Raw genomic sequence first — 25,890 nt, 5'->3', positions numbered from 1 at the left:
CTGCTGACGCCCCGGCAGCCGCCACCGCGCCCCCGGCGGTCCCTGGAATCCCAGCCGCCTCCACCGCCGACCCCGTCCGGGCCCCGGATCCCGCCCCGGCCGACCTACCCGCCTCCACCCCCACCTCCGCCACCGCCTTCCGTCACGCCGGACTCTTCGCCGGAATGACGTTCGAGCACTGGCCTGAGCGGGAGCGTTCAGGAACTCGGCCGGGCGGGTCGGTGAGGCCGAGGGCATGACGACACCGGTCCTTTCCGCGGGAGAGGCCGCACGTATCCGGTGTATTCACGGCCGCCGCCTGCCGCCTCTGACTGGCTTTCCGCCGCATCTCTCCGTAGCGGCGGTACCTGCGGGAGCTGGTCGCGGTCGTCGCGGCGGTGCTCCTCGTGCTGACAGGAACCGCGTTCGCCTCGTGGAAGTCGGCGGCCGGTGACGACGCCTTGCTGGTGGTGCTCGTGCTGTGTTGGTTTGTCGACGGCACGCTGCTGGTCCAACCTGCCCGGGACAACAGGTCTTCAGGCCCTCACCCTGCTTGTTACTCACGCAGCTGTACTGGTGCCACTTGGGGCGGAAGGTCCGGCTGGTCCAGGTCGTTCAGGGGTGTGCCCTGGGGATAGCGGGCGCAGTCGGCATACGCGGTGACCTGGAGACGATCGCGGGGGTACGCCACGATGGAAACGGCGTCGTCGGTGTCCGAGGGCTTCAGGCTGAGGCGAAGCCAGTGGCGGGAGTTCTCATACGCGGTGACTTCCCAGCCTCGCCGCGTCGGTTCCTTGCGTGCCCGCTGCAGCGCGGACACCGCCTGAGTGTGAGACACGCGCTTAAGCGCCCATTTATTCTTCACGTTGACCACGCCCGGCACGCTCGGCGGGGAGTCGCTCAGCTGCTCGGACAGGTGACTCAACCCTCGGTAGTAGCAGCCGTAGCCGTCGGCCTCCGAGCCGTTTCCGGGCCAGTCGGTGTCCAGTTCGGCGTCCGGCAGGTCGAGCGCGTCGTATACCGCCTGGGTGTGGTCGTCCAGCCGCGAGGCCGTGACGGCCGGATCCGCGACGGGATACGGCTCCCCCTCCATGAGCCGTACGCACCCCACCAGCCCGGCGAAGGTCAGTCCCGCAACCGGCCTTGTCCACGCAGGTGGTGTACCGGCTGGAGGTGTTACGCATCCGGGAGATGTGTAACACCTGCGGCTTTACCTCTCCTTGGGCAGCCGCCGTACACCACGTCCATGGACGTGACCCCGCAACCGATGCAAGGAGGATCTTCCGGCGCCATTCGCGGCGGTTGTGTCGCAGTGTCATGTCCAGCATCGTGCGGCGCGCGCTGCGAGTCGGGCATGAGTAGCCGTACTCAACCGACGCTGGTGCTTTGAACTGGGCCGTAGCCTGGCAGTTCCTTGCGGAGTGCGGGCGGCCTACTGCTGTGCGCCGACAGCTATGGCTATTCGACCCCGAACTCGTAGGCCACTTCCCAGCGAACGTCCGGTACGACGATGTCCGCCGTCTCCACAGGGCGTCCGTCGGTGTCGTAATAGGTCCGCTCGATCTCCAGGACCAGATCACCCAGGCTGATACCCAGCAGATTCGCCTGGGCCTGAGTGGCACGGGCCGGACGCGGTACCTCGACCGCCGTTTCGATCTCCACGCCGATCGAGCGCATACGCTCGACCACTCCCATCCCGGCGAGTGGCCCCATCTCGGGCAGCACGATCGGCGTTCCGTCCGTGATGGCCATCGGTTCCCAGGATTCCGAGAGTTGGACGGGGTGTCCGTCGGCGAGGAATTCGTATCGCGTGGTCACGCAGAGGTCCCCGGGGGCGATGGCCAGCCGCTCGGCGATGGCTTCCGGGGCGGGGACGCGAGCCTGGCTGTGTGACTCCCAGGTGCCGGCCTTGCCCTGCTCCTTCATATCGGCGCGGAAGGGGGAGCCGCCTCGGCGTTCGCGGTGCCGCGAGCGGACCATCCGCATACGCTCACGCGGTTTCCTGACGTACGTCCCCGACCCGGCTCGCCCTTCCAGGAGCCCCTCGATGATCAGCCGGTCCATGGCTCGCTGGGTGACGTTGCGGCCGACGCCGTACTCCTTGGCGAGCTGAGCCCGGGACGGCAGGCGCGCTCCGACCTCCCACTCTCCCGCGAGGATCCTGGCGCGCAGAGAGTCGGCTACTTCGAGGTACGGCGACTCTCGGGGCATGAGCGGATCTCCGGTTCCTCTGCCGTAAGACGGGTTCTTCCAACGACATTGACAAGCTACTGCATCAGGTAGAAGCTACTGGAGTAGAAATACTCTCAGTGCTTATCTCGTCACGGGGGGCTTCTTCGTGTGCTCTGCGAAGTCGCGAGCGGCAGCGCTGGCTGCCGAACTCGCCGCCTTGATGGGGCACGCGGCGTGCATTGAAGAGCTGGCTGATCGGATCCGTGTGAGGGTCGCGCTTCCCGTGCGGCTCACGGACTCCTGTCGCCACGCGCTCTTGACGGCTCTCGCTGACGCCGACCGGTATGGCCACGACGTGACGGCGTTGGGGGCTTACATCTGGGCGGACATTGACGTTGCTGGGCAAGACGGTGGTCTCAACAAGGGTTCTGCAAAGGGGAGTTGATCTCATGCTTGGTGTAATCGTTCGTGTTCTGGGGCGCATTCGATGCTTCCGCAGCCCGCGTGGAAGAGGCCACGCGGCGCTGCCTGGGCTCGGCCTCCCGCCGAGACGGACTGCGGAGTCCGAATCTGCGGTCACGGCGGGGGCAGGTACCGGGCTGTTCCGTTCCCCGACCGCCCCCACCGTCCGCCCCTGGTTCGAGCCCCTCGACGGCACCGACAACGCCCTCGTCCGCCCCTATCTCGCCGCCCATGAGCGGGAGGAGCAGGCCCGGATCCAGCGCCTGCGTCGCGACATCCTCTGGTGCGCCACGTACGGCGTCGACCTCGACACCCGTGACATCCACGCCGCACTGGGAGCGGCGTCATGAGGGAGGAAGCGGACCGCGTACGACTCCTGCCCTGGACCGGCGCACACGGTCAGCCCTGCCTGTTACTCACAGACGGCGGTGGCGGCCCCGCCTCCCGGCTTGCCGACCGGATCGAGGACGTGCAGCTCGGGCTCGCGGAGAGGCTGCTGGGGCGCGCGCGTGAGGTGCTTCGTGGGCGTGGCCCAGGTGGCGCGGAATTCGCCGGTCTCGCCGATCAGTTGGCGGATGCGCTCCAGGACGTGTTGCTCATCGCCGTATCGCGGGGTGCCCGGCTCTCCAGGGATCGGCGGGCCCGAGGGGGCTGGCCGGCCCCCGCGTCTTCGCCGACTGTCCTCCACGACGCCCTGGCACACAGCCCCACCGAACCCCGCGCATTCGGTCTGCTCACACTCCACGGTCGCGACCTCACCTCCGCAAGCGCCGCCCGGCGCTACGTACGCGAGACGGCCCGGTCGTGGGGTCTGCCAGCCGGTACGACGGACGATCTGGAAACGATCACCGGAGAGCTCGTCGCCAATGCTTTGGAGCACACCGACAGCGACACCATCACGGTCACCTGTGCTCTCACTTCCCGGATGGTCACCATCAGCGTCACCGACGAGGGCAAGGGGTACTCGCCGACGCCGTCCCTGGGCACGGCAAGGCTGCCAGTCCTGGAGCAGGAGCACGGCCGCGGACTGCTGATCACCGACGCACTGGCCGACCGGTGGGGTACGCGGCGGGCGGGTAGTGGGCTGACCGTCTGGGCCGATGTCGTCGTCGCTGGTGCGGAGGCTGCCGGATGACCGTGCCAAGGACGTGGGCCTGGCCTGGAGACCGAAGAGTCCTGACGTCACTCTTTGTGATGACGATCATCCATTCCGGCGGCTACCGTGGACGGGCAGGCCGAGAATCCCGCCCATGGGAGGACTCATGACCGCCGAGCCCGGCTGTCGCTGGCCGGTGCCGCCCCGGGACGGATACACCGTGGACGACCTGTTCACGTTGCCCGACCTCCCGCCGCACACCGAGCTGATCGACGTGAGCCTGGTTTTCGTGAGTCCGCGGCGCCGTTTTCACGCCAAGATGATCGAACTGCTGCTGAACGGCCTGCGTCGGACGGTCCCGAAGGAACTGAAGGTCGAGCGCGAGATGACCGTCGTCCTCGACCGCCGCAACGGCCCCGAGCCCGACCTCTCCGTCGTTCGCGCCGAGTCCGTCGTCGACGACCTGGAACAGACTCGCTTCCAGGCCGCCGACGTCCTGCTCGCCGTCGAGGTCGTTTCCCCGGACTCCGAAGCCCGTGATCGCGACACCAAGCCCCACAAGTACGCCGCCGCGGGCATCCCGCACTACTGGCTCGTCGAGCTGGGTGGTGCGAACAAGCATCCCGTGGTCCGTACCTATGAACTCGACCCCATGTCCAAGACCTACGACCTGACCGGCACTCACCGCGACCTGCTCAAGCTCAGTGCGCCGTACGACATCGACATCGACGTCACCCTGGACGCTCTCAGGGAACTCTGACCATCGCCCCCTGAGCGGGTTTTGCACAGACGTAACGCGCATGGGGGACTGCGGCCACGTCCCGCAGGTGTTTACGTGGTGTGGAATCACCGTCACGGAGGTGTGCGCCATGGCTGACGCCGCGCCGCGGCTGAAGGGGCTGCTCGAACAGGTGCTGGGAACTCCGATCCCGGTGCGCATCCGCGCCTGGGACGGTACGCAGGCGGGCCCACCGGGCGCGCCGGTGCTCGTCGTACGCAACCGGCGGGCCCTGCGCCGGCTGTTGTGGAAACCGGGCGAACTCGGACTCGCCCGTGCCTGGGTCGCCGGGGACGTCGATGTGGACGGTGATCTGTACGCCGCCCTCGACCTGCTCGCCGGGCTGATCTGGGAGCGCGGTGAGGACGCCCGCGGTCTCGCTGAGGCGTTGCGCGAACCCGAGGTGCGCGCCGCCGTCCGTGGCCTGGTGCGGCTGGCCGGGCCCGCGTTGCCGCCCGCGCCACCCCGGGAGGAGGTCCGCAGACGCCGTCATCTGCACACCCGGCGCAGCGACAGGCGGGCCATCAGCCACCACTACGACGTCGGCAACGACTTCTACGAGCTCGTGCTGGGCCCGTCCATGGTCTACTCGTGCGCCTATTGGGAGGACGCCGGTACTCTCGAGGACGCCCAGCGCGACAAGCTCGAACTCATCTGCAGGAAGCTCGCCCTGAAGCCGGATCAGCGGCTTCTCGACGTCGGCTGCGGCTGGGGCTCCATGGCCATCCACGCCGCCCGCGAGCACGGCGTGAGCGTCGTCGGCATCACGCTGTCGCAGGAGCAGGCGGCGTACGCCCGTAAGCGCGTCGCCGACGAGGGGCTCACCGACATGGTCGAGATCCGGGTGCAGGACTACCGGGACGTCGGCGACGGGCCGTACGACGCGATCTCGTCCATCGGCATGGCCGAGCACGTCGGCGCCCAGCGCTATCTGGAGTACGCCGACGTCCTGCACCGTCTCCTCAAGCCGGGCGGCCGGCTGCTCAACCACCAGATCGCCCGCCGCCCGCAGCGCGAGGAGTCGACCTACCACGTGGACGAGTTCATCGACTCCTACGTGTTCCCGGACGGCGAGCTCCAGCCCATCGGCAGCACCGTCACCCAGCTGGAGCGGGCCGGCTTCGAGGTACGGGACGTCGAGTCGATCCGGGAGCACTACGCCCTCACCCTGCGCCGCTGGGTCGCCAACCTGGAGGCCGACTGGACGCGCGCGGTGAAGCTGACCAGCCCCGGTCGCGCCCGCGTCTGGCAGCTGTACATGGCGGCGTCCGCGCTGTCCTTCGAACGCAACCGCATCGGCGTCAACCAGGTACTGGCGGTCAGAACGCCCGAGTCCGGCGCCTCCGGGATGCCGCTGCGGGCGCGCACCTGGAACGCCTGAGGACAGGCCCCAAGGGCCCCGCCTCCCGGAGGAAGCGGGGCCCTCAGCGTCGTACCGGATCCTCGACCGCCTACTCGGACTTGATCGCGCTGAGCATGTTCAGGCGGGCCGCGCGGCGGGCCGGCCACAGGGCCGCCAGGACTCCGACCGTGGCCGCGAGGAGCAGGAAGACGGCCATCCGGGTCCACGGCAGGACCAATTCGTACGTCGCCATCGTCGACGCCAGCAGTTCACCGGCCGCCCAGCCGAAGAACACGCCCAGGCCGATGCCGAGCACACCGCCGAACAGGGAGATGACCAGGGACTCCAGGCGGACCATCCGCTTGATGCCCTTGCGGTCCAGGCCGATCGCGCGGAGCATGCCGATCTCCTGCGAGCGTTCGAAGACCGACATGGCCAGGGTGTTGATGACACCCAGGACCGCGACGATCACCGCCATGGCGAGCAGGCCGTACAGCATGTTCAGCATCAGCGTGAACATCTGGGCGATCTCGTTGGAGATGTCCTTCTTGTCCTGGACCTTGATGGCCGGGTTGGAGCCGAGGGCCTCCTCCAGCCGGTCCTTCGTCGCGCCGGACGGGCCGTCGGAGGTCTTGACCATGACCTGCATGTCGGTCGGCTCCGCCACATGTGGGGTGAGGGTCGCGTTGTCGAGCATGATGCCGCGGATCATCTCGTTGCCCTCGTAGACCCCGGCCACCGTCAGCTGCTGCTTCTTGCCGTCCTCGAACGAGGCGGTGAAGGTCGAGCCGGCCTTCCAGCCGTGCGACGTGGCGGTGTCGTCGTCCACGACGACGTCCGTGCCGCCGACCCTGAAGCTGCCGTCGTCGACCTTGAGGTCGGTCAGCTCGCCGATCGTGCCGCCGGTGACGCCGGTGAGGTACTCGGTCTCGCCGTCGATGCGCGAGGGCGCGTTGCGCAGCGGGCTGGTGGCGGTGACGCCGTCGGTGGCCTTCAGCTTCCGGTCGACGTCGGGGGAGAGGGTGTTGCCGTTCGCCATGGAGACGACGTAGTCCGCGCGGAGCGCCGACGAGGCCATCTTGTCGATCGACTTCTGCAGGCTGCCCGCCATCACCGTCATGCCGGTGATCAGGGTGAGGCCGATCATCAGCGCGGAGGCGGTGGCGGCGGTACGGCGCGGGTTGCGCACCGAGTTCTGGCGGGCCAGCTTGCCCGACATCCCGAAGATCCGCAGTACCGGAGCCGCGGCCGCGATCAGCGGGCGGGACAGCAGCGGGGTCAGGATGAACACGCCGATGATCAGCAGCACCGCGCCCATTCCCATCGGGGCCTGGCCGTCCGAGCCGTTCATCGTCGTCGCCGCGAGGATCACGGCGACGCCGGCCGCGGAGAACAGGGCGCCGATCGTGTTGCGCAGCACCAGCGACTTCACGGTCGCCTGGGCGTGCACGCTGCTCATCGCCGCGACCGGCGGGATCTTGGCCGCCCGTCGGCCCGGCAGCCACGCCGCCAGCATGGTGACGAGGATGCCGACCGCGAGAGCGGTGCCGATCGTGCCGGGGGAGATCACCAGCGGCCCGTCGGGGACCGTGGCGTCGAGGGCGCCCATCAGGGAGCGCAGTCCGGCGCCGATGCCGACGCCCGCGATCAGGCCGGTCACGGCGGCGACCGCGCCCACCACGAACGCCTCGATCAGCACCGACCGGGTGACCTGCTTGCGCGAGGCACCGACCGCGCGCAGCAGCGCCAGCTCCTTGGTGCGCTGGGCGACCAGCATGGTGAAGGTGTTGGCGATGATGAACGTGCCGACGAACAGGGCGATACCGGCGAACACCAGCAGGCCCTGCTTCAGCCCGCTCATCGACGAGGCGATCATCTCCGCCTGGTCGTCGGCGAGTTGCCGGCCGGTGGTGGTCTCGACGACGTCCTTCGGCAGCGCCCTGTCGAGTTCGGCCTTCAGCGCGGCCTGGGTGACGCCCGCCTTCGCCGTCACGTCGATCTCGTCGTACGTGCCCGTCTTGCCGAACAGCTGCTGTGCGGTGGCGGTGTCGAAGAGGGCCAGGCTGCCGCCGGCGGCGACATTGCCGTTGTCGGTGGTGAAGATGCCGGTGATCTTCGGGGTCAGCACCGGGCCGTCGACCGAGAGGCGCAGGCTGTCGCCCACCTGGTAACCGGCGCGCCGCGCGGTCTCCGAGTCGATGGCGACCTCGTCCTTGCCGTGCGGGGCGGCGCCGGACTTCAGCGGGTACCGGGGGTCCTTGTCACCCCAGTAGTTGCCGCCCTGCGACTGGAAGCCGCCGCCGATGAGCTTGCCGTCCTTGTCGGCGATGGCGGTGAAGCCGCTCACGACGCCGGTGGCGGTGGCGGCCCCCGGCACCTTCGCGGCGTCGTCGAGGAGGGCCTGGGTCAGTTCGGGCGTCCTGCCGATCGTGTCGCCGGTGTCCTCCCGGCCCTCGGCCGTCACGGCGACGTCGACCTGGTCGAAGCCCTTGGCGGAGCTCTTCTGCAGCGCGTCCGAGATGGTGTTGGTGAAGACCAGCGTCCCCGACACGAAGGACACGCCGAGCATCACGGCGAGCACGGTCATCAGGAGCCGGGCCTTGTGCGCGAGTACGTTGCGCAGGGCGGTGCGGAACATGGGAAGTCTCAGTCCTGAGTGGGTGGGTGAGGGGACGTCAGCTCGTGCGGCCCTTGGCGTCGAACTGCTTCATGCGGTCCAGGACCGAGTCGGCGCTCGGCCCGTACACCTCGTCCACGATCCGGCCGTCCGCCAGGAACACCACCCGGTCCGCGTACGCCGCGGCCACCGGGTCATGGGTGACCATCACCACCGTCTGCCCCAGCTCCCGTACGGAGTTGCGCAGGAAGCCCAGCACCTCGGCACCGGAACGGGAGTCGAGGTTTCCGGTGGGCTCGTCGCCGAAGATGATCTCGGGCCGGGACGCGAGGGCGCGGGCGACGGCGACGCGCTGCTGCTGGCCGCCGGAGAGCTGGGACGGGCGGTGACCCAGCCGGTCGGCGAGGCCCACCATCCCGATGACGGTGTCGAGCCACTGCTTGTCCGGCTTGCGGCCCGCGATGTCCATCGGGAGGGTGATGTTCTCCAGGGCGGTCAGTGTCGGCAGCAGGTTGAACGCCTGGAAGATGAAGCCGATCTTGTCGCGGCGCAGCTTGGTGAGCTGCTTGTCCTTCAGGGAGCCCAGCTCGGTGTCGCCGATGCGCACCGAACCGGAGGAGAAGGAGTCCAGTCCGGCCACGCAGTGCATCAGCGTGGACTTGCCGGACCCGGAGGGGCCCATGATCGCGGTGAACTCGGCCTGCCGGAAGTCGACGGAGACCTGGTCCAGGGCGACCACCTGGGTCTCGCCCTGTCCGTAGATCTTCGAGAGATCCGTGGCGCGTGCGGCCACGGCGGTGGCCCGGTCGGCGACGGGTGTGGTGGTCACGGAAAGGTGCTCCTGTCGGACGACGGTGTGGGGATGCGATCCATCGTCTCGGCCGTACGGCGCCCTGTAGTCACCCGCTGTTCCGGTTCCGAAGGCAGACTGCGGGCGGACCGTGGGTGCCGGTGTCATACCTGGGGATGACGGACGACCCCGAGGGGACGCCGCGTCGAGCCCAGTGCGAAGGCCTTGTCGAGAACGGGTGGATCCCCCTCGTTCGGGCGGTGAAATTCCGTCATTCCGCATGCACGGCCGAGCGTCGCACGCAAGGCTATTGGCAAGTGCTGACGGCGCTTACCCAGTGCTGATGCACCCTCAGACGTCAATAAAATAAGACAACATCGGTCCGTGCTTCCGCTGTTCGGGGGAAGCGTCCCGATAGGCTCGGAACCTCGATGCGGAGCCCATGGCCTGCCCGGATGGTGGAATGCAGACACGGCGAGCTTAAACCTCGCTGCCCCTTGCGGGCGTACCGGTTCAAGTCCGGTTCCGGGCACTTCCGCCTGCACGACGTCCGGGCGAGAGCCCCCGCTGTCCCTCCCCCCTGATCCCCCATGATCCCCCCTGATCCCCCATGATCGGACGCCGGTCGGGCTGCACCCGGGGCGGTGAGCGGGGAGTATCGGTGGTGAGGGTGGTGTGGGCCGGCGCGCTCCCCCCGAGGCGTCGACACCGTTCGCCGCCCGGCATCCCACGGGAGGGAGCCGACCATGAACATGCCCGGTATGCATACCTCCGCCGACACCAGTGCCCGCCCCGCGCCGCGCGTGGTGAGCGCCGCCGATGTCGGCATACTCCTGCTGCGGCTGGCAGTGGGCGTGATCCTGGCCGGCCACGGAGCCCAGAAGCTGTTCGGCTGGTTCGGCGGGCCGGGCCTGGACGCCACGGGCAAGGGCTTCGCCGATCTCGGCTACGAGCCCGGTGTCTTCTTCGCCGGCCTGGCGGGCGTCTCCGAAGTCCTCGGCGGGCTGGGGCTCGCCGTCGGCCTGCTGACCCCGCTCGCCGCGGCGGCCGCGGTCGGGGTCATGATCAACGCGATGGCGGTCGCGCCCGACGTGACGCTGTGGTCCGCCGAGGGCCCGGCCTTCGCCTACCCCATGACCTTTGCCGTCGCCGCGCTCACCATCGCTGCGGTGGGTCCGGGGCGTCTGTCGCTCGATGCGCTCTTCCCCTGGCGGGACGGTGGGTGGCTGCCCGCGGCGTTCGCGCTGGTCCTCGGCGTGGTCGGGGGAGTCGTCATCCTGGCGCTGTAGCTTTCGCGCCCTGCCGCTTCTGTCGGGGAGTGCAGCCCCCTGTTATTTGGGGACTTCAGTGCGGGGCCGTTGACACTCGGCGGAGGGGGGCGGAAACTCATGACGAAAATTGGTGAAGTAATTTTCACTACACGAACAACCGTCCATGGCTGAACGACGCGGCAAAGACGCCCACCCGAAGGGAACGCCCGATGCGCACCACCGTCGGCATCATCGGAGCCGGCCCCGCCGGCCTGCTCCTCGCGCGGCTGCTCCACAACGCCGGTATCGAATCGGTCGTCCTGGAGAGCCGGGACCGTGCGTACGTCGAGCGGCGGCAGCGGGCCGGGATCCTGGAGCAGGGAACGGTGGACGTACTGCGTGCGGCCGGGGCCGCGGAGCGCATGGACCGGGAGGGGCTGCGGCACGACGGCATCGAGCTGCGCTTCGACCGCCGCCGTCACCGCATCGACTTCCCCGCCCTGACCGCCGGGCGCTCCGTGATGGTCTACGCCCAGACCGAGGTCTGCAAGGACCTCATCACTCTTCAGCTCAAGGAGGGCGGGCCGTTGTTGTTCGAGGCGGAGGCGCTCGCCGTCGAGGGCGCCGAGAGCGAGCGGCCGTGCGTGCGCTTCCGGTACGAGGGGCGCGAGGACGTCCTCGAGTGCGACTACGTGGTCGGCTGCGACGGGTTCTGGGGTGTCTCCCGCACAGCGGTGCCGGCCGCCCTGTCCCGGGTCTTCGAACGGACGTACCCGTTCGGGTGGCTCGGCGTCCTCGCCGACGTACCGCCCTCGCACGACGAGCTCGTCTACGCCCGCCACGACCGCGGCTTCGCCCTGCTGTCCATGCGCTCCCTGTCCGTCTCCCGCCTCTACCTCCAGGTGCCCGAAGGGACCGACGCCGAGGACTGGAGCGACGACGAGATCTGGGCGGAGCTGGAACGGCGCTTCGAGACCGCCGACGGCTGGCGCCTGGACCGCGGGCCCATCACCCAGAAGTCGGTCACGCCGATGCGTTCCTTCGTCCACGAGCCGATGCGGCACGGCCGCCTCTTCCTCGCCGGCGACGCCGCGCACATCGTGCCGCCGACCGGCGCCAAGGGGCTCAACCTGGCCGTCGGGGACGTCGTCACCTTCGCGCGGGCCCTGACGTACGAGAAGGACACGGGATCCGCCGAGCTGCTGGACGCCTACTCGGAGACCTGTCTGCACCGGGTCTGGCAGGCCGAGCGGTTCAGCTACGACATGACGACGCTCCTGCACCGCGCACCCGACGCCACGCCCTTCGAGGAGCGGCTGCAGCTCGCCCGGCTGGCGCGGATCACCTCGTCCCGCGCCGCCGAGACCGACCTCGCCGAGGCGTACACGGGCTTCCCCCACGACTGATCACCGGCCGGTGATCACCGGCCGGTTCCGGCCATGTTCCGAGTTCGTCATGAATGAGGCCCTCAGCTGCCGGGAATCACGGACCCGGCTAGCGTGTTGGCCAGCACGAGGAGGGAAAGATCCTCCCCAAGCACTAGGGTCATTCCTTTGCCTGTCCATTACTCTTGAGCCAAGGCTACGCAGGGTGGCCATGGAGGAGTGAAATGAGGAGCAGCAACCCGGTCTTCTCGCGACGGGGGTTCAGCCGCGACAACGGCTACGCGGGCTTCAACACCGCGCCGCAGGCCGGGGGCGCAGCTGTGGGCACGCAGGGCAACCCGTACGCGCAGCCCAGCGCCGGCAACCCCTACGCCCAGAACCCTTACGCCCAGAACCCTTACGCCCAGCAGGACCTTCAGTACGGCGCGCCGCCGCAGGCACCGGTCACCACCGACCGGATGACGATGGACGACGTAGTCATGCGCTCGGCGATGACGCTGGGCACGGTCGTCGTCGGTGCCGTGCTCGCCTGGGCCGTGCTGCCGGTGTCGTCCAGCAGCTTCGGCCTGGCGATCGGTGCCGCGCTCATCGCCTTCGTCCTGGCGATGATCCAGTCGTTCAAGCGCACCGCCTCGCCCGCACTGATCCTGTCGTACGCCGCCTTCGAGGGCGTCTTCCTCGGCGTAATCAGCGAGATGTACAACAGCCAGTGGTCCGGCGCGCCCTTCCAGGCCGTGCTCGGCACCATGGCGGTCTCGGCCGCGACGCTGCTCATCTACAAGGCAGGCTGGATCCGCGTCACCGCGCGCTACGCCCGCATCGGCATGGCCATCGCCATCGCCTTCGTCCTGGTCATGGCGGTCAACCTGCTGCTTGTCGCGTTCGGCGTCGCCGAGGACGGCGGACTGCGCAGCATGGGCCCGCTCGGTGCGATCGTCGGCATCATCGCGATCGTGCTCGGCGCGTTCTTCCTGACCCTCGACTTCAAGCAGATCGAGGACGGCATCGCCTACGGCGCGCCCCGCAAGGAGGCCTGGCTGGCCGCGTTCGGCCTGACCATGACCCTGGTGTGGATCTACGTCGAGATGCTGCGGCTGGTCGCCATCTTCAGCGGCGACGACTGATCGACGCGGCGCGCTCCGCTGATGAGCGCGTGAGTGTGAAAGGGCCCCGGGTTCCCCTCCCGGGGCCCTTCGTCGTGTCCGGTGTGTTGACGGTGGTGCGCGCTCAGAGCAGTTTGCGCGCGGCCCTCCTCAGGTCGTACTCGTGAATGATCGCCTTGGCGTGGCCGTACGCGAGATTGTGCTCGTGGCGCAGCCAGCTGACCTTCTCCTCGAACCGGAGAGCGGGGCCTTCTTCGACGGTGCGCAGCCAGTCGGCGACTTCACGACCGGTGCAGTGGGGGATACGAGCGAGCAGATTGCGATGGGTCTCCTCGGAGAAGACTTGGGACATCGGCGCCTCCGGACGCAATCGGGTGTAAGCCGGTCCTTCAGGTCACCGTGCCTGAGCGTTCGCCCGTTGGCAACAGTGCGGGAGCTGCGCGTAGTCTCGCGGCGTGGTGGATACGACGCGTCTGATCAGTGCGGTGGACCAATTTGCTGATCGGTTGAGGGCGGCGCCGCAGAGTCGGCTGCAACGGGGCGCTGCCGCGGAGGCGCTGGCGCTGGCCCGGGCGTTGGCCCGGTGGGCGCAGGAGTTGGAGGCGCCCGGGGTGGAGCCTCGGGAGATGCCGGACGCGGGGATGTTCGCGGCCGCGGATCAGATCACCGTTGCGGGGCGGGACTTGGCCGTTGTGTTGACGAGTGAGGCCGAGGTGGAGGAGGCGGTGCGGGTGGTGGGGGAGGCGCAGAAGCGGGCGGGGGTGTGAGGCTCGCCGGCGGGCGCGGGTTACGTGTGGCTTGTCGCGCCCACGGTGGGGGTCCCCCCCGCTCGAGCGAAGCCGAGAGTGGGGGAGGAGCCGCATATCGACACAGCCCCGCGCCCCTACAGGGGCGCTTCCGTGCCCGGCGTCCCCAGTCACCCGGCGTCCCCAGTCAGAAGGACGCTATGACCCTGTCCGCCAGGATGTAGACGTTCTCCTCGCCGCACGCGAACGTCAGGGTGTAGGCGCCTGAGATGCCCGAGCCGCCCAGGAGGTACGGGGATTCGCCGGAGCGGAGGGCGGTGGCCAGGCGTTCGGCGGTTTCGCGGTGGCCGGGGGTCATGCACAGGGTCGTGCCGTTGGCGAAGACGTAGACGTCGAGGGTGCCCATCGGGCCGGGGCGGACGTCGGTCAGTTCGACGCGGGAGGCGGCCAGTTCCTCGAGGGTTTCGACCGTGCGCTCATGGTCGTTCACGACCGGTGAGGCGGTCGGCGTGAAGTCCGGGTGAGAGGGGTGGCGGCGGCGGGCCGCGGCCAGCTCCGGGGACTCTCCGGCGAACTCGTCGACCTCGGGGCTCGGCTCGGACACCGGCTCCAGCGGCTCCAGGGCCGCGAAATCGGCCTGTCGCGGAAGGAAGAGGTCGCTGTCCGCCAAGCCCAGCAGCGACGGTGCGTCGGAGACGTCACGCGCCTCCTGGGCGGCCCAGAAGGCGCGTGCCTCGGCCAGCTCCCGCTCCCGCTCCTCGGCCAGCGCCTCGGCCACGGCCGCGCGTATCTCGTCGGCATCGGCGGCCGTGCGGGCGGCGGGCACGAGGGTGCGCACGGCGGCGCGGCCCTCAGCGAGCTCGGCGTGCAGGTTCGCAACCTGGCGGCGCAGCTGCATGAGGGTGCGCAGGACGGCGACGCCCACGGCGCCCGTGGCGGCCGTGGTGACCAGCAAGGCGATCGGCATGGGGCTCACTGACGTACTCCCGGTTCAAGGTCGACCCCCGACTTCCTACATCAGCTTGATGGGTGAACTAACCAGCTGTCAGTGCGTAACGTCACGAAACGGACAGGGAATTCTGTCTGACGTTTCTCGTGGGGATGTGCTGACCTGCGGTGATCCCTGCTGCGAGGGAGATAGGTCACATCCTGGGGGAGATTGGGTCACAAACCGGCCCAGAACCCTGGTGGTGGCGAGGTTCTGGGCCGGTGGGTGACGGTGGGTGCCGGTGCGGCTACCCAGGGGTCAGCTGAGGCGCTCGATGACCATCGCCATGCCCTGGCCGCCGCCGACGCACATCGTCTCCAGGCCGAACTGCTTGTCGTGCCACTGGAGGGAGTTGATGAGCGTGCCGGTGATGCGGGCGCCGGTCATGCCGAAGGGGTGGCCGACGGCGATGGCGCCGCCGTTGACGTTCAGCTTCTCCAGCGGGATGTTCAGGTCGCGGTAGGAGGGGATCACCTGGGCGGCGAACGCCTCGTTGATCTCGACCAGGTCGATGTCGTCGATGGTCAGGCCGGCGCGGGCCAGGGCCTGCTTGGACGCCTCGACCGGGCCGTAGCCCATGATTTCGGGGGACAGGCCCGAGACGCCGGTGGAGACGATGCGGGCGAGGGGGGTGAGGCCCAGCTCGCGCGCCTTCGTGTCGGACATGATGATCAGGGCCGCGGCGCCGTCGTTCAGGGGGCAGCAGTTGCCGGCGGTGACCAGGCCGTCGGGGCGGAAGACGGGCTTGAGGCCCGCGACGCCCTCCAGGGTGACGCCGGGACGCGGGCCGTCGTCCTTGCTGATCACGGTGCCGTCGGGGAGGGTGACCGGGGTGATCTCGCGCTCCCAGAAGCCGTTCTTGATGGCTTCCTCGGCGAGGTTCTGCGAACGGACGCCGAACTCGTCCATCTCCTGGCGGCTCACGCCCCAGGAGCGGGCCAGGTTCTCGGCGGTCTGGCCCATCGCGATGTACGGGTCGGGGATCAGGCCGTCCTCGCGCGGGTCGTGCCAGGTGGTGCCCTCCTGCTCGGCGACCGCGGCGGTGCGGGCCTCGGCCTCGGCGAACAGCGGGTTGCGGGTGTCGGGCAGGCTGTCGGAGTTGCCCTTGGCGAAGCGGGAGACCGTCTCGACGCCGGCCGAGATGAAGACGTCGCCCTCGCCGGCCTTGATGGCGTGCAGGGCCATGCGGCTGGTCTGGAGGGACGACGAGCAGTACCGGGTGATCGTGCAGCCGGGGAGGTGGTCCATCCCCATCTGTACGGCGACGACACGGCCGAGGTTGTTGCCCTGCTCGCCGCCGGGGAGGCCACAGCCGAGCATCAGGTCGTCGATGTCCTTCGGGTCCAGCTCGGGGACCTTGGCGAGGGCGGCCTGGATGATCGTGGCGGTGAGGTCGTCGGGGCGCAGGTCCTTGAGGGAGCCCTTGAAGGCGCGGCCGATGGGGGAGCGGGCGGCAGAGACGATCACGGCTTCGGGCATCACGGCTCCAAACAAGAAGGGACGGCGCGTAGCGCCTCGTTGAGGGGTGGTGGTCGGGCGACGGGTGGGAGTACGTACGGGTTGGCTGGGCTGATTGGGAAGTTACCCGTACGTATGGTCTGGGTCACGCGTGTGGGTGTGTGACCCTGGCCGCAGTTTTCTAAGCGCTTGCTTTTCTCGCTCCCGCCGCCCCTACCCGTCCCATCCTCCAGGGGCTCCGCCCCCTGCGACCCCGCCAGAGGGCTCCGCCCCCTGCGACCCCGCCAGAGGGCTCCGCCCCCTGCGACCCCGCCAGAGGGCTCTGCCCCCTGAACCCCCGCTCCTCAAACGCCGGAGGGGCTGGATTTCTGTCGGCCGGGGTGGGGGGCCTGGGGCGGCAGCCTCCAGGATGGGACGGGTAGGGGCGGCGGGGGCGAAGTCAGCTCGACGTGTGCACCGGCGCCGGATCCGTTTCCGAAACCCGGCGACGTCGGCGGCGCTTCAGCAGGGCCCACGGCCCCCGTGGGCCCGTCGGCATGGCTGCCGTGACTTCCGTGCCGGCCTCCGAGGCGGCCTCGGCGGCGGCGCGGGCGACGGGGAGGTAGCCCTCGTGGCGGGTGACGTCGGGGCGCTCCTCTTCCGCCGGCCAGAGGCCCAGCGTCGCGCAGAGGGTGGGGAGGACCGCCATCGCGGCGGTGGCGTAGCCCTCGGCCGAGGGGTGGTAGTTGTCGGGGCCGAAGAGTTCGCGCGGGTTGGCGGCGAACTCGGGGCCCAGCAGGTCGCCCAGCGACACGGTGCGGCCGCCCTGTTCGACGACTCCGATCGTCTGGGCGGCCGCCAGCTGGCGTGATGCCCGTCGGGCCAGCCAGCGCAACGGTTGCTGCACCGGCTCGATGGTGCCCAGGTCGGGACAGGTGCCGACCACCACCTCCGCGCCGGCCGTGCGCAGCCGGCGTACCGCCGCCGAGAGATGACGCACCGATTCGGTCGGCGGCATGCGGTTGGTGACGTCGTTCGCGCCGATCATGATCACGCAGACGTCGGGGACCAGGGCCGGGTCGGACAGGGCCAGCGTCACCTGGCGGTCCAGGTCGTCCGACCGGGCGCCGGGCAGGGCGACGTTGCGCAGCCGTACGGGGCGTTCCGCGACGGCGGCCAGGCCGGAGGCGAGCAGTGCGCCCGGGGTCTGGCCGACCCGGTGCACGCCCTGGCCCGCGGCGGTGGAATCGCCGAGGATGGTGAGGCGGAGGGGTGGATCGCCCTGGGTGTCGTACGTACGGCCGTACAGCCCGTCCGCGTTCGGCACATGCGGCTCCGTGCCGTTGCCCACATGGCGCCTGGCCAGCCGGACCTCGGCCAGCACCAGACCGACGACCGCGGCACCGGCCAGGCCGATACCGCCGCCGCCGTACGCCGCACCGGCCGCGATGCGCCGGGCCACTCTCGCCCTCGACATCCTCGTCATACGTCGCCGACACCTCCTCATACCCGTTCAACCACTTGCTTGCCCCGAAGCGACCGCCCGCCAATCTCAACGGCGAGTGAACGCCGGTCGCAGGTGGCAGGCCATAGGCTGGCGGCACTACCACGACCACCTCTTCTGCAGCATCCGGAGACAACGGTGCAGTTCCACGACTCGATGATCAGCCTCGTCGGCAACACCCCGCTGGTGAGGCTCAACAACGTCACCAAGGGGATCCGGGCGACCGTCCTGGCCAAGGTGGAGTACTTCAACCCGGGCGGTTCCGTGAAGGACCGCATCGCCCTGCGCATGATCGAGGCGGCCGAGCAGAGCGGGGAGCTCAAGCCCGGCGGCACGATCGTGGAGCCGACCAGTGGGAACACGGGCGTCGGGCTCGCCATCGTGGCTCAGCAGAAGGGGTACAAGTGCATCTTCGTGTGCCCCGACAAGGTGTCCACGGACAAGATCAACGTGCTGCGGGCGTACGGGGCCGAGGTGGTCGTCTGCCCGACGGCCGTCGCGCCCGAGCATCCGGACTCCTACTACAACGTCTCCGACCGGCTGGTGCGCGAGACGCCGGGTGCCTGGAAGCCCGACCAGTACTCCAACCCGAACAACCCCCTCTCGCACTATCACTCCACCGGCCCCGAGCTGTGGGAGCAGACCGAGGGACGGATCACGTACTTCGTGGCCGGTGTCGGCACTGGTGGCACCATCTCCGGGACCGGTCGGTACCTGAAGGAAGCCAGTGACGGGCGGGTCAAGGTCATCGGCGCCGACCCCGAGGGTTCGGTGTACTCCGGCGGCTCCGGGCGGCCGTATCTCGTCGAGGGCGTCGGTGAGGACTTCTGGCCGACGGCCTACGACCGTACGGTCGCCGACGAGATCGTCGCCGTGTCCGACAAGGACTCCTTCCAGATGACCCGGCGGCTGGCCAGGGAGGAGGGGCTGCTGGTCGGCGGGTCGTGCGGCATGGCCGTCGTGGCCGCGCTGCGGGTGGCCGAGCGGCTCGGGCCGGACGACGTCGTGGTGGTGCTGCTGCCGGACAGCGGGCGCGGATACCTGAGCAAGATCTTCAACGACGAGTGGATGGCCGACTACGGCTTCCTCGAGGGCGAGGGCCCGAGCGCGCGCGTCGGTGACGTGCTCAACGACAAGGAGGGCGGCGCCATCCCCTCCCTCGTCCACATGCACCCGGACGAGACGGTCGGCCAGGCCATCGAGGTGCTGCGCGAGTACGGCGTCTCGCAGATGCCGATCGTGAAGCCGGGCGCCGGGCACCCGGACGTGATGGCCGCCGAGGTCGTCGGCTCGGTCGTCGAACGGGAGCTGCTCGATGCGCTGTTCACCAAGAGCGCCTCACTGGAGGACCCGCTGGAGAAGCACATGTCGCCGCCGCTGCCGCAGGTCGGCTCCGGCGAGCCGGTCGGGGACCTGATGTCCGTGCTCGGCGAGGCCGACGCGGCGATCGTGCTGGTCGAGGGCAAGCCGACCGGTGTGGTCAGCCGGCAGGACCTGCTGGCCTTCCTCGCCAAGAGCGCGAAGTAGGGCCGGACGGCGAACCTGCGGTGAACGGACCGTGCCGGCGGCGAACTTGCGGCAACGTGCGTGTTTGTTGGTCTTCTCGGAAGTGGTACGAGCGTGTCACGTCCGCGCAGCACCCGCTTAACACGGGTCCGGCACATTAGTGGGTGTCGGCAGGGCGGGAGCGGCTCCCCGCCCCGGCCGGCACCGAACGGCGCCAAGGACCTCCGGAGCGGCTCCCGGACCTCCATGGACGCCACGGACGCGCAAGCCCGGCCCTGACCCGGCCCGCGTCCCTCGCGGGGACCGCCGTCGTCCCGCCCCCCGTCAACGGGGGTGCGGCGGTCCCCGCGCACACGTCCTTGTGCGCCTAAGCCGGCGCCGCTTTCGCGGACCTGGTGCTCGCCGTCGTGGTTCCTCAATTGATGGTTGCGGTCGTCTTCGCTGGAAGAGCGCTCAGTCTTCCCAGTCGCTGTCCTGATTCGACTTGCCGCGCCCGCGGAACAGGCCCGGATTGACGCGGCCCGCCTGGAAGGCGTTGACGCCCACGATGCCTGCCCAGGCGACGAGGAGGCCGGGAAGCTGGGCCACGCCGCCGCCGATTGCGGAGAGCGGGACCGCCAGGACCAGCGAGACGATGCCGAAGCCGAAGCGCTCGCCCCAGGAGTCCGTCGGCTTCGGTGACCGGGAGTCCCGGGCCACCACCATCTGCTGCTCGGCCAGCTGTCGGCGCACCCGGCGCTCGACGGCGCCGTCGATGCGCTGGTCGACCTTCTCCAGGAACGAGTCGACCAGCGCGGACTCGTACTCCTCGCCCAGTTCCCTGCGGGCCTGCAGGGTGGCGTTGAGTTCCTTCTTCAGCTCGGCGTCCCGCGCGTCCATTCCGCTCATGCCGTCCACGGTAGGGAGCGCAGGCGGACGGCCGCACTGGGGTTAGCCCCCCTGTTCGCCCTCGGGACGTCAGGCCGCCAGCGCGTCCGTCGTCCGCTCCGGGGTGTGCGCCGTGGTGCGGCGTGCGAGGAGCCAGTACAGCAGGGCGGGTACGACGAGGCCCACGATCCAGGACACGTCCGCACCGCCGAGCAGGCCGACCAGCGGGCCGGTGTAGAAGTGCGTGACCAGGAACGGCAGCTGCGCCAGCAGCCCGACCCCGTACACCACGAGCGCGTCCCAGCGCCACGCCCCGTAGCGGCCGCCCGGATCGGAGAGGGCCGGGATGTCGTACTGCTCCTTGGAGATCAGGTAGTAGTCGACCAGATTGATCGCCGACCACGGGGTGAAGAAGGTCAGCAGGAACAGCAGGAAGTCCTTGAACGCCGTCAGGAAGCTGTCCTTGCCGAGCAGCGCGACCGCCGTGCCCGCCACCATGATCAGCGCGATGTACGCCGTCCGCCCGCGCCGCGAGAGAACCCGTTGGCCCCGGAAGCCGCTCACGCTCGTCACCATCGACATGAAGCCGCCGTAGGTGTTGAGCACGTTGACGGTCAGCTTGCCGAGCGCGATCACGAAGTAGATGAAGGACGCCACCAGGCCCGTGCCGCCGAGCGCGACGACGTAGCCGACCTGGCTCGCCAGGAACTCCTCGCCCGCCGTCGCCGCAACCAGCACGCCGAAGGTCATCGACCACTGCGAGCCCAGCGCCGAGCCGGACAGGGTCCACCAGAAGGTGGCCTTCGCGGACGTCGTACGGGGGAGGTAGCGGGAGTAGTCGGCCACGTACGGGCCGAACGCCAGTTGCCAGGACGCAGACAGAGACACCGCCAGCAGGAACACGGGGAGCGAGAAGTGGGCGTCCTGCAGCAGCGTGCCGAGGTCGGCGCGGTCCAGCAGGCGGATGCCGAGGTAGACGAAGGCCAGCGCGCAGATCACGCTCGCCACCCGGCCGAGGGTGTGGATGACCCGGTAGCCGACCGCCGCCGTGATCGCCGTGACCAGCGCGAACACGACGATGCCGGTCGTGTCGTTCGTGTGGGTCAGCTCGCCGACCGCCTGCCCGGCGAGCACGCTGCCGCTGGCGAAGAAGCCGACGTACATGACGATCACGAGCAGGAGCGGGACCACCGCACCGCGTACGCCGAACTGGGCCCGTGACTGGATCATCTGGGGCAGGCCCAGCTTCGGGCCCTGTGCCGAGTGCAGGGCCATGACCGCGCCGCCGAGCAGGTTGCCGAGCAGCAGGCCGATGATCGACCAGACGACGTCGCCGCCGAAGACGACCGCGAGGGCGCCGGTGACGACGGCCGTGATCTGAAGGTTGGCGCCGAGCCAGAGCGTGAACTGCGAGAACGCGGTGCCGTGGCGCTCGTCGTCCGGAACGACGTCGATGGAACGGAGTTCGACCAGGCCTGCCACCTAGTTCACCAGCCCCTGCTGCTTCGCGTACGCGTTCGCCACGTCCTCCGGGTCCTTCTTGTCCTTGTCGACCTGGCGGTTGAGTTCCGTGAGGTCCGCCGTGGTCAGGACGTTGCCGAGGCCGGCGAGCGCCTTGCGGACCGTGGAGTCGGCCTTGCGGTCGGCGATCAGCGGGACGACGTGCTGGCCGGGGATCAGGTTCTTGGGGTCCGTCAGCACCACCCAGCCCTCCGACCGGATGTCGGTGTCCGTGGTGAAGAGGTTGGCCACGTCGACGTCGCCCTTCTTCAGAGCGCCCTTGACCAGCGGACCGGACGAGTCGAGCGACTTGAACTCCTTGAACTCGACGCCGTAGACCTCCTTCAGGCCGACCACACCCACCTGCCGCGTCTTGACCTCCGGCGCCGCGCCGATGACCAGCTTGCCGTTCTGCTTCTTCAGGTCCGCGAGGGAGGTCAGGCCGTACTTCTCCGCCGTCTCCCGGGTCACCGCGAAGGCGTCGGAGTCCTCGGCCATGCCGTACGGCAGGACCTGCAGGCCGGTGGGGAGGGCCATGGTCAGGGCGTTCTGCATCTCGCCCTCCTCCGTGGCCGTCGCCTTGGGGTCGACGTAGTGCAGCAGGGCGCCCTGGTACTCGGGGAGGAGGTCGATGTCGCCGCCCTTGAGGGCGGGGATGAGGATCTCGCGGGTGCCGAGGTTGGGGCGGACGGTCGTCTTCACTCCGGCTGCGTCGAGGACGGCCGCGTAGAGGTGGCCGAGCACCTGGTTCTCGGTGAAGTTGGCGGTGCCGATGGTGAGGCCGCCCTGGCTGGAGCCACCGCCGGAGGTGGTCGTGCCCTCGCTGTCGAGGGAGGTGATGCCGCTGGAGCAGGCGGAGAGAGCGGGGACGGAGGCTGCTGCGAACAGGCCACCGAGGAGCGTACGACGATTCATGGCGAGGTTCCCTAAGCGGTGCGGTGGCTGAAGAGGAAGCGCTGGAGGGCACTCAGCAGAAGGTCCAGGGCGATGGCGACCACGGCGACCAGCACCGCGCCGCCCATCACCTGCACGAGGTCGCGCTGGGCCAGGCCGTCGAAGACGTACCGGCCGAGGCCGCCGAAGGAGACGTACGCGGCGATCGTGGCCGTGGCCACCACCTGGATCAGCGCGAGACGCAGGCCCGTCATGATCAGGGGGAGGGCCAGCGGGAGCTCCACCTGGAAGAGGACCTGGTGGCCGCGCATGCCCTGTCCTCGCGCCGCGTCCTTCACGTCCGGGTCGACGGCGGTCATTCCGGCGTAGGTATTGGTGACGATCGCCGGGACCGCGAGGGCGACCAGCGCGACGTACACCGGCCACATCGACAGGCCGCTGGCGAGGAAGACCAGCACGACCAGGCCGACGGTGGGCAGCGCGCGGCCGAAGGACGACAGGTTGATCGCGACGAACGCGCCTTTGCCGGTATGGCCGATCAACAGGCCCAGGGGGAGGCCGATCGCGGCGGCGATGAGGGTGGCGAGGAGCGAGTACTGGAGGTGTTCGGCGAGGCGGGTGGCGATGCCGTCGGGGCCGGACCACTGCTCGCCGCTGGTCAGCCAGTCGCCGAGGTTCTTGAAGAGTTCGTACATCTCAGGCTCGCCGCCTCGTCCACGGGGTGAGTACGTACTGGACGGCGACCAGCAGCGCGTCCGCCACCACGGCCAGCAGGAGGGTGAGGACCACGCCCACGATCACCGGGGTCGGGAAGTTGCGCTGGAAGCCGTCGGTGAAGAGCTGGCCGAGACCGCCGTCGCCGATGTAGGTCGCCACGGAGACGAGGGAGATCGACATGACCGTGGCGATCCGGACGCCCGCCATGATCACGGGAAGGGCGAGCGGGAACTCGACGGTGAGCAGGGTGCGCAGCGGGCGCGTCCCCATGGCCTTCGCCGCCTCCTTGGTCTTCGTGGGGACCGAGTCGAGGCCCTCAACGGTGTTCCGGAGCAGGACGACCAGGGTGTAGATCGTGAGGCCGATGACCGTGGTGGTGCGGGTCAGGCCGGAGACCGGGAGGAGGAGCACGAAGACCGCGATCGACGGGATGGTGAACAGGACGTTCGAGAGGCCGAGCAGGAAGCCGCGCAGGGGGCGGACGCGGTGGGCGACCACCGCGAGCGGGAGCGAGATCAGCAGGCCGAAGAGAACGGCGGACAAGGCGGCCTGGAGGTGGGAGACCGTCAGGGTGGTCAGGTCGTCGGTGTGGCCGGATATCCACGACCAGTCGATGGTCATGCGGCCACGACCTCGGTGTGCGCCCGGTTCGCGTGCTCGTGGATGTCGTTGCGGGAGGAGACCCCGGTGAGCACGCCGGCCGTGTCGACGCGGGCGATCAGGCCGCTGGGGGAGGCGACCGACTCGTTGAGCGCCGACAGCAGGGAGTCGGTGTCCTGCAGCGGTCGTACGGGGAGTTCGGCGTCCTTCGACGCCCAGTGCAGCGGCTTGCGACGCTCGTCGAGCACGAGGGTCCAGGTGCCGCCCTCGGGGGCCGGGCCCTGGGGGACGTCCGCGAGGGTCCTGAGCGAGAGGAGCTTCAGGCCGCGCTCGGCGCCGAGGAAGTCGGCCACGAAGTCGTCGGCCGGGCGGGCGAGGAGTTCGGCGGGCTCGGCGCACTGGACCAGGTGGCCGCCGGTGCGGAAGATCGCGATCCGGTCGCCGAGCCGGACGGCCTCGTCGATGTCGTGCGTGACGAAGACGATGGTCTTGCTCAACTCCTTCTGCAGCCGGAGCAGTTCGTCCTGGAGCTGGGTGCGGACCACCGGGTCGACCGCGCCGAACGGCTCGTCCATCAGCAGAACGGGCGGGTCGGCGGCGAGGGCGCGGGCGACGCCGACCCGCTGCTGCTGGCCGCCGGAGAGCTGGTGCGGGTAGCGGCGGCCGGCCTCGGAGGTGAGGCCGACGGTCTCGAGGAGTTCCGCGGCCCGGGCGCGGGCCTTGCGGCGGCCCCAGCCGAGCAGCAGCGGCACGGTGGCGATGTTGTCGAGCACCGTGCGGTGTGGGAAGAGGCCCGACTGCTGGATGACGTACCCGATGGACCGGCGCAGTTCGGCGGCGTCCTGCTGCTGGACGTCCTTGCCGCCGACCCGGATGGTGCCGGAGGTCGGTTCCACCATCCGGTTGATCATCCGCAGGGTGGTCGTCTTTCCGCAACCGGAGGATCCGACGAGGACGGTCACGCCGCCCTCCGGCATGGCCAGGGAGAGGTCGTGGACTGCTGTCGTGCCGTTGGGGAAGCGCTTGTGGACCGCGTCGAACTGGATCATGAGATGTCCCTTGCCCGGCCTGTATAACGTCATGCAGAGTTCTTGGTGTCTGAATAGGTTGTCAATGCTCCGGCGTTAATCCGCGGTTACGGATGACCGGCGGGCAAGATCAGGTGTCCGGTTTGAGGAGGGTATGCGCGTGATGTCGTCTCGGATCGTGGACGCCCCGGAGGGTGCGGCCCCCGGCCTCGTCGTTCTCGACGGGCGTGGGCTCGGCGTCGCGGATGTCGTGCGGCTTGCCGACGGGGCCGCGCGGCCGGTGCCGGGGACCGAGGCGATGAAGCGCGCCGAGGAGTCCTGGGACGCCGCCCGCCGGATCGCCGCCACCGGTCGCGTCTACGGCCGCTCCACCGGCGTCGGCGCCAACCGGAACGAGGACGTGCCCACCGAGGCGGCCGCCAGCCATGGCCTGAGGCTGCTGCGCAGCCACGCCGGCGCCATCGGGGAGGAGCTGCCCGCCCGGCAGATACGGGCGATGCTCGCCGTACGCGCCAACCAGCTGCTGGCCGGGGGTGCCGGGCTGCGGCCGTCCGTCGTCACCGCGCTGTGCGAGGCGCTGGAGACCGGGGCGTACCCGGTGGTGAACGAGTTCGGGTCGGTCGGGACGGGAGACATCGCCGCGCTCGCGCAGGTCGGGCTGGCGCTCGCCGGGGAGCAACCCTGGCGGGGAACGGCCGCTCCCGCGCCCCAACCCCTCGACAACAATGACGCGTTGGCCCTGATCAGCAGCAACGCCCTCACCCTCGGCCAGTCCGCGCTCGCCCTGCACGAACTGCGCGGCCTGCTCGCCGCCACCCAGGTCGTCGCCGCGCTGTCCCTGCTGGCCGTCGACGGCTCCCACGAGGCCTACGCCGCCCCCGTGCACGCCGCCCGCCCGCACCGCGGCTCCGCCGAGGTCGCCCGGCGGATGCGGGCGCTGATCGGTGCCGCCGACCGGCCCACCCCACCGCTCGGCCGGATCCAGGACCCGTACGGCTTCCGCTGCCTGCCCCAGATCCACGGCCCGGCGCACGACGCCGCCGACGCCCTGGAGGACGTCCTCGCCGTGGAGGTCAACGCGGCCGCGGAGAACCCGCTGATCTCCCCCGAGGACACGGCGGCATACCAC

The 25,890-nt window shown here is 69.7% G+C and carries 24 protein-coding genes, 1 tRNA gene and 1 pseudogene; 12 read left to right on the top strand and 14 right to left on the bottom strand.

Going from position 1 to position 25,890, the window contains the following annotated elements; translation table 11 throughout:
- Window positions 1–239 (top strand): annotated as a pseudogene (locus ACTWQJ_RS15900) (hypothetical protein); the annotation flags it as partial.
- A gap of 296 nt (window positions 240–535) precedes the next feature.
- Here the strand turns inward: ACTWQJ_RS15900 and ACTWQJ_RS15895 are convergent.
- Both ACTWQJ_RS15895 and ACTWQJ_RS15890 read right to left on the bottom strand, forming a co-directional pair.
- Window positions 536–1,072 (bottom strand): hypothetical protein, encoded by a 537-nt coding sequence (locus ACTWQJ_RS15895; RefSeq protein WP_443307285.1) that lies wholly within the window; start codon window positions 1,070–1,072, stop codon window positions 536–538.
- Window positions 1,073–1,437: 365 nt separating this feature from the next.
- On the bottom strand, window positions 1,438–2,190 hold the full coding sequence (locus ACTWQJ_RS15890; protein ID WP_443307284.1) for a GntR family transcriptional regulator: 753 nt from the start codon (window positions 2,188–2,190) through the stop codon (window positions 1,438–1,440).
- Window positions 2,191–2,600: 410 nt separating this feature from the next.
- Here ACTWQJ_RS15890 and ACTWQJ_RS15885 point away from each other — a divergent pair, with 410 nt between their 5' ends.
- The 4 genes from ACTWQJ_RS15885 to ACTWQJ_RS15870 all read left to right on the top strand — a co-directional run bounded on the left by ACTWQJ_RS15885 (window position 2,601) and on the right by ACTWQJ_RS15870 (window position 5,868).
- Entirely contained in the window at window positions 2,601–2,963 is a 363-nt protein-coding gene (locus ACTWQJ_RS15885) for a hypothetical protein (protein ID WP_443307283.1), read from the top strand.
- A complete protein-coding gene (locus ACTWQJ_RS15880) occupies window positions 2,960–3,748 on the top strand; it encodes an ATP-binding protein (RefSeq protein WP_443307282.1) in 789 nt (262 codons plus the stop codon). The genes ACTWQJ_RS15885 and ACTWQJ_RS15880 overlap by 4 nt, the downstream gene beginning before the upstream one ends.
- A 127-nt stretch (window positions 3,749–3,875) precedes the next feature.
- Complete coding sequence (locus tag ACTWQJ_RS15875; RefSeq protein ID WP_443307287.1) at window positions 3,876–4,469, top strand: Uma2 family endonuclease; 594 nt, start codon at window positions 3,876–3,878, stop codon at window positions 4,467–4,469.
- 109 nt (window positions 4,470–4,578) lie between these two features.
- Window positions 4,579–5,868: a class I SAM-dependent methyltransferase gene (locus tag ACTWQJ_RS15870; protein ID WP_443307281.1), complete on the top strand. Its 1,290-nt coding sequence runs from the start codon at window positions 4,579–4,581 to the stop codon at window positions 5,866–5,868.
- A gap of 70 nt (window positions 5,869–5,938) precedes the next feature.
- Here ACTWQJ_RS15870 and ACTWQJ_RS15865 read toward each other — a convergent pair whose 3' ends face one another.
- Both ACTWQJ_RS15865 and ACTWQJ_RS15860 read right to left on the bottom strand, forming a co-directional pair.
- On the bottom strand, window positions 5,939–8,467 hold the full coding sequence (locus ACTWQJ_RS15865) for an ABC transporter permease (protein ID WP_443307280.1): 2,529 nt from the start codon (window positions 8,465–8,467) through the stop codon (window positions 5,939–5,941).
- Between the two features lie 37 nt (window positions 8,468–8,504).
- Window positions 8,505–9,275 (bottom strand): ABC transporter ATP-binding protein, encoded by a 771-nt coding sequence (locus tag ACTWQJ_RS15860; RefSeq protein ID WP_443307279.1) that lies wholly within the window; start codon window positions 9,273–9,275, stop codon window positions 8,505–8,507.
- 410 nt (window positions 9,276–9,685) lie between these two features.
- Between ACTWQJ_RS15860 and ACTWQJ_RS15855 the strand changes: the two genes are divergently transcribed.
- The 4 genes from ACTWQJ_RS15855 to ACTWQJ_RS15840 all read left to right on the top strand — a co-directional run bounded on the left by ACTWQJ_RS15855 (window position 9,686) and on the right by ACTWQJ_RS15840 (window position 12,995).
- Window positions 9,686–9,768: transfer RNA gene (locus ACTWQJ_RS15855), tRNA-Leu, on the top strand.
- Window positions 9,769–9,982: 214 nt separating this feature from the next.
- Window positions 9,983–10,525: a DoxX family protein gene (locus ACTWQJ_RS15850; protein ID WP_443307278.1), complete on the top strand. Its 543-nt coding sequence runs from the start codon at window positions 9,983–9,985 to the stop codon at window positions 10,523–10,525.
- 191 nt (window positions 10,526–10,716) lie between these two features.
- Window positions 10,717–11,892, top strand: a complete 1,176-nt coding sequence (locus ACTWQJ_RS15845) for a 4-hydroxybenzoate 3-monooxygenase (protein WP_443307277.1) — start codon at window positions 10,717–10,719, stop codon at window positions 11,890–11,892.
- Window positions 11,893–12,095: 203 nt separating this feature from the next.
- Window positions 12,096–12,995, top strand: coding sequence for a Bax inhibitor-1/YccA family protein (locus ACTWQJ_RS15840; RefSeq protein ID WP_443307276.1), 900 nt, complete (start codon window positions 12,096–12,098; stop codon window positions 12,993–12,995).
- Window positions 12,996–13,098: 103 nt separating this feature from the next.
- Here ACTWQJ_RS15840 and ACTWQJ_RS15835 read toward each other — a convergent pair whose 3' ends face one another.
- Entirely contained in the window at window positions 13,099–13,326 is a 228-nt protein-coding gene (locus ACTWQJ_RS15835; protein ID WP_129799881.1) for a DUF4287 domain-containing protein, read from the bottom strand.
- Window positions 13,327–13,429: 103 nt separating this feature from the next.
- Here ACTWQJ_RS15835 and ACTWQJ_RS15830 point away from each other — a divergent pair, with 103 nt between their 5' ends.
- Complete coding sequence (locus ACTWQJ_RS15830; RefSeq protein ID WP_443307275.1) at window positions 13,430–13,741, top strand: hypothetical protein; 312 nt, start codon at window positions 13,430–13,432, stop codon at window positions 13,739–13,741.
- Between the two features lie 166 nt (window positions 13,742–13,907).
- Here ACTWQJ_RS15830 and ACTWQJ_RS15825 read toward each other — a convergent pair whose 3' ends face one another.
- The 3 genes from ACTWQJ_RS15825 to ACTWQJ_RS15815 form a co-directional block, all read right to left on the bottom strand.
- The gene (locus ACTWQJ_RS15825; protein ID WP_443307274.1) at window positions 13,908–14,696 is read right to left on the bottom strand and encodes a hypothetical protein; all 789 of its coding nucleotides are present in this window, start codon (window positions 14,694–14,696) and stop codon (window positions 13,908–13,910) included.
- A 270-nt stretch (window positions 14,697–14,966) separates the two neighbouring features.
- Entirely contained in the window at window positions 14,967–16,187 is a 1,221-nt protein-coding gene (locus ACTWQJ_RS15820; protein ID WP_129799878.1) for an acetyl-CoA C-acetyltransferase, read from the bottom strand.
- A gap of 418 nt (window positions 16,188–16,605) precedes the next feature.
- Window positions 16,606–17,631, bottom strand: a complete 1,026-nt coding sequence (locus ACTWQJ_RS15815; protein ID WP_443307273.1) for an SGNH/GDSL hydrolase family protein — start codon at window positions 17,629–17,631, stop codon at window positions 16,606–16,608.
- Between the two features lie 156 nt (window positions 17,632–17,787).
- On the opposite strand from ACTWQJ_RS15815, the gene ACTWQJ_RS15810 reads away from it, so the two are divergent.
- Window positions 17,788–19,176: a cystathionine beta-synthase gene (locus ACTWQJ_RS15810; protein ID WP_443307272.1), complete on the top strand. Its 1,389-nt coding sequence runs from the start codon at window positions 17,788–17,790 to the stop codon at window positions 19,174–19,176.
- A 432-nt stretch (window positions 19,177–19,608) separates the two neighbouring features.
- Here the strand turns inward: ACTWQJ_RS15810 and ACTWQJ_RS15805 are convergent, their stop codons facing one another.
- The 6 genes from ACTWQJ_RS15805 to ACTWQJ_RS15780 form a co-directional block, all read right to left on the bottom strand.
- Window positions 19,609–20,034, bottom strand: a complete 426-nt coding sequence (locus ACTWQJ_RS15805; RefSeq protein ID WP_443307286.1) for a hypothetical protein — start codon at window positions 20,032–20,034, stop codon at window positions 19,609–19,611.
- Between the two features lie 78 nt (window positions 20,035–20,112).
- Entirely contained in the window at window positions 20,113–21,504 is a 1,392-nt protein-coding gene (locus tag ACTWQJ_RS15800; RefSeq protein ID WP_443307271.1) for a purine-cytosine permease family protein, read from the bottom strand.
- Window positions 21,505–22,437: an ABC transporter substrate-binding protein gene (locus tag ACTWQJ_RS15795; RefSeq protein ID WP_443307270.1), complete on the bottom strand. Its 933-nt coding sequence runs from the start codon at window positions 22,435–22,437 to the stop codon at window positions 21,505–21,507.
- 11 nt (window positions 22,438–22,448) lie between these two features.
- Window positions 22,449–23,111: an ABC transporter permease gene (locus tag ACTWQJ_RS15790; RefSeq protein ID WP_443307269.1), complete on the bottom strand. Its 663-nt coding sequence runs from the start codon at window positions 23,109–23,111 to the stop codon at window positions 22,449–22,451.
- Window position 23,112: 1 nt separating this feature from the next.
- Window positions 23,113–23,754 carry an ABC transporter permease gene (locus ACTWQJ_RS15785; protein ID WP_443307268.1) on the bottom strand — a complete coding sequence of 214 codons (642 nt, stop codon included), beginning with the start codon at window positions 23,752–23,754 and terminating at the stop codon, window positions 23,113–23,115.
- A complete protein-coding gene (locus ACTWQJ_RS15780; protein ID WP_443307267.1) occupies window positions 23,751–24,782 on the bottom strand; it encodes an ABC transporter ATP-binding protein in 1,032 nt (343 codons plus the stop codon). The genes ACTWQJ_RS15785 and ACTWQJ_RS15780 overlap by 4 nt, the downstream gene beginning before the upstream one ends.
- 142 nt (window positions 24,783–24,924) lie before the next feature.
- Between ACTWQJ_RS15780 and ACTWQJ_RS15775 the strand changes: the two genes are divergently transcribed.
- A partial coding sequence (locus ACTWQJ_RS15775; RefSeq protein WP_443307266.1) for an aromatic amino acid lyase occupies window positions 24,925–25,890 on the top strand: 966 nt, incomplete at its 3' end.

This window comes from Streptomyces sp. KR55 (assembly GCF_052245645.1).
Classification (GTDB): domain Bacteria; phylum Actinomycetota; class Actinomycetes; order Streptomycetales; family Streptomycetaceae; genus Streptomyces; species Streptomyces flavusporus.
The sequence above is the reverse complement of the archived record's forward strand: the minus strand, read 5'-3'. Positions and strand labels throughout refer to the sequence as shown.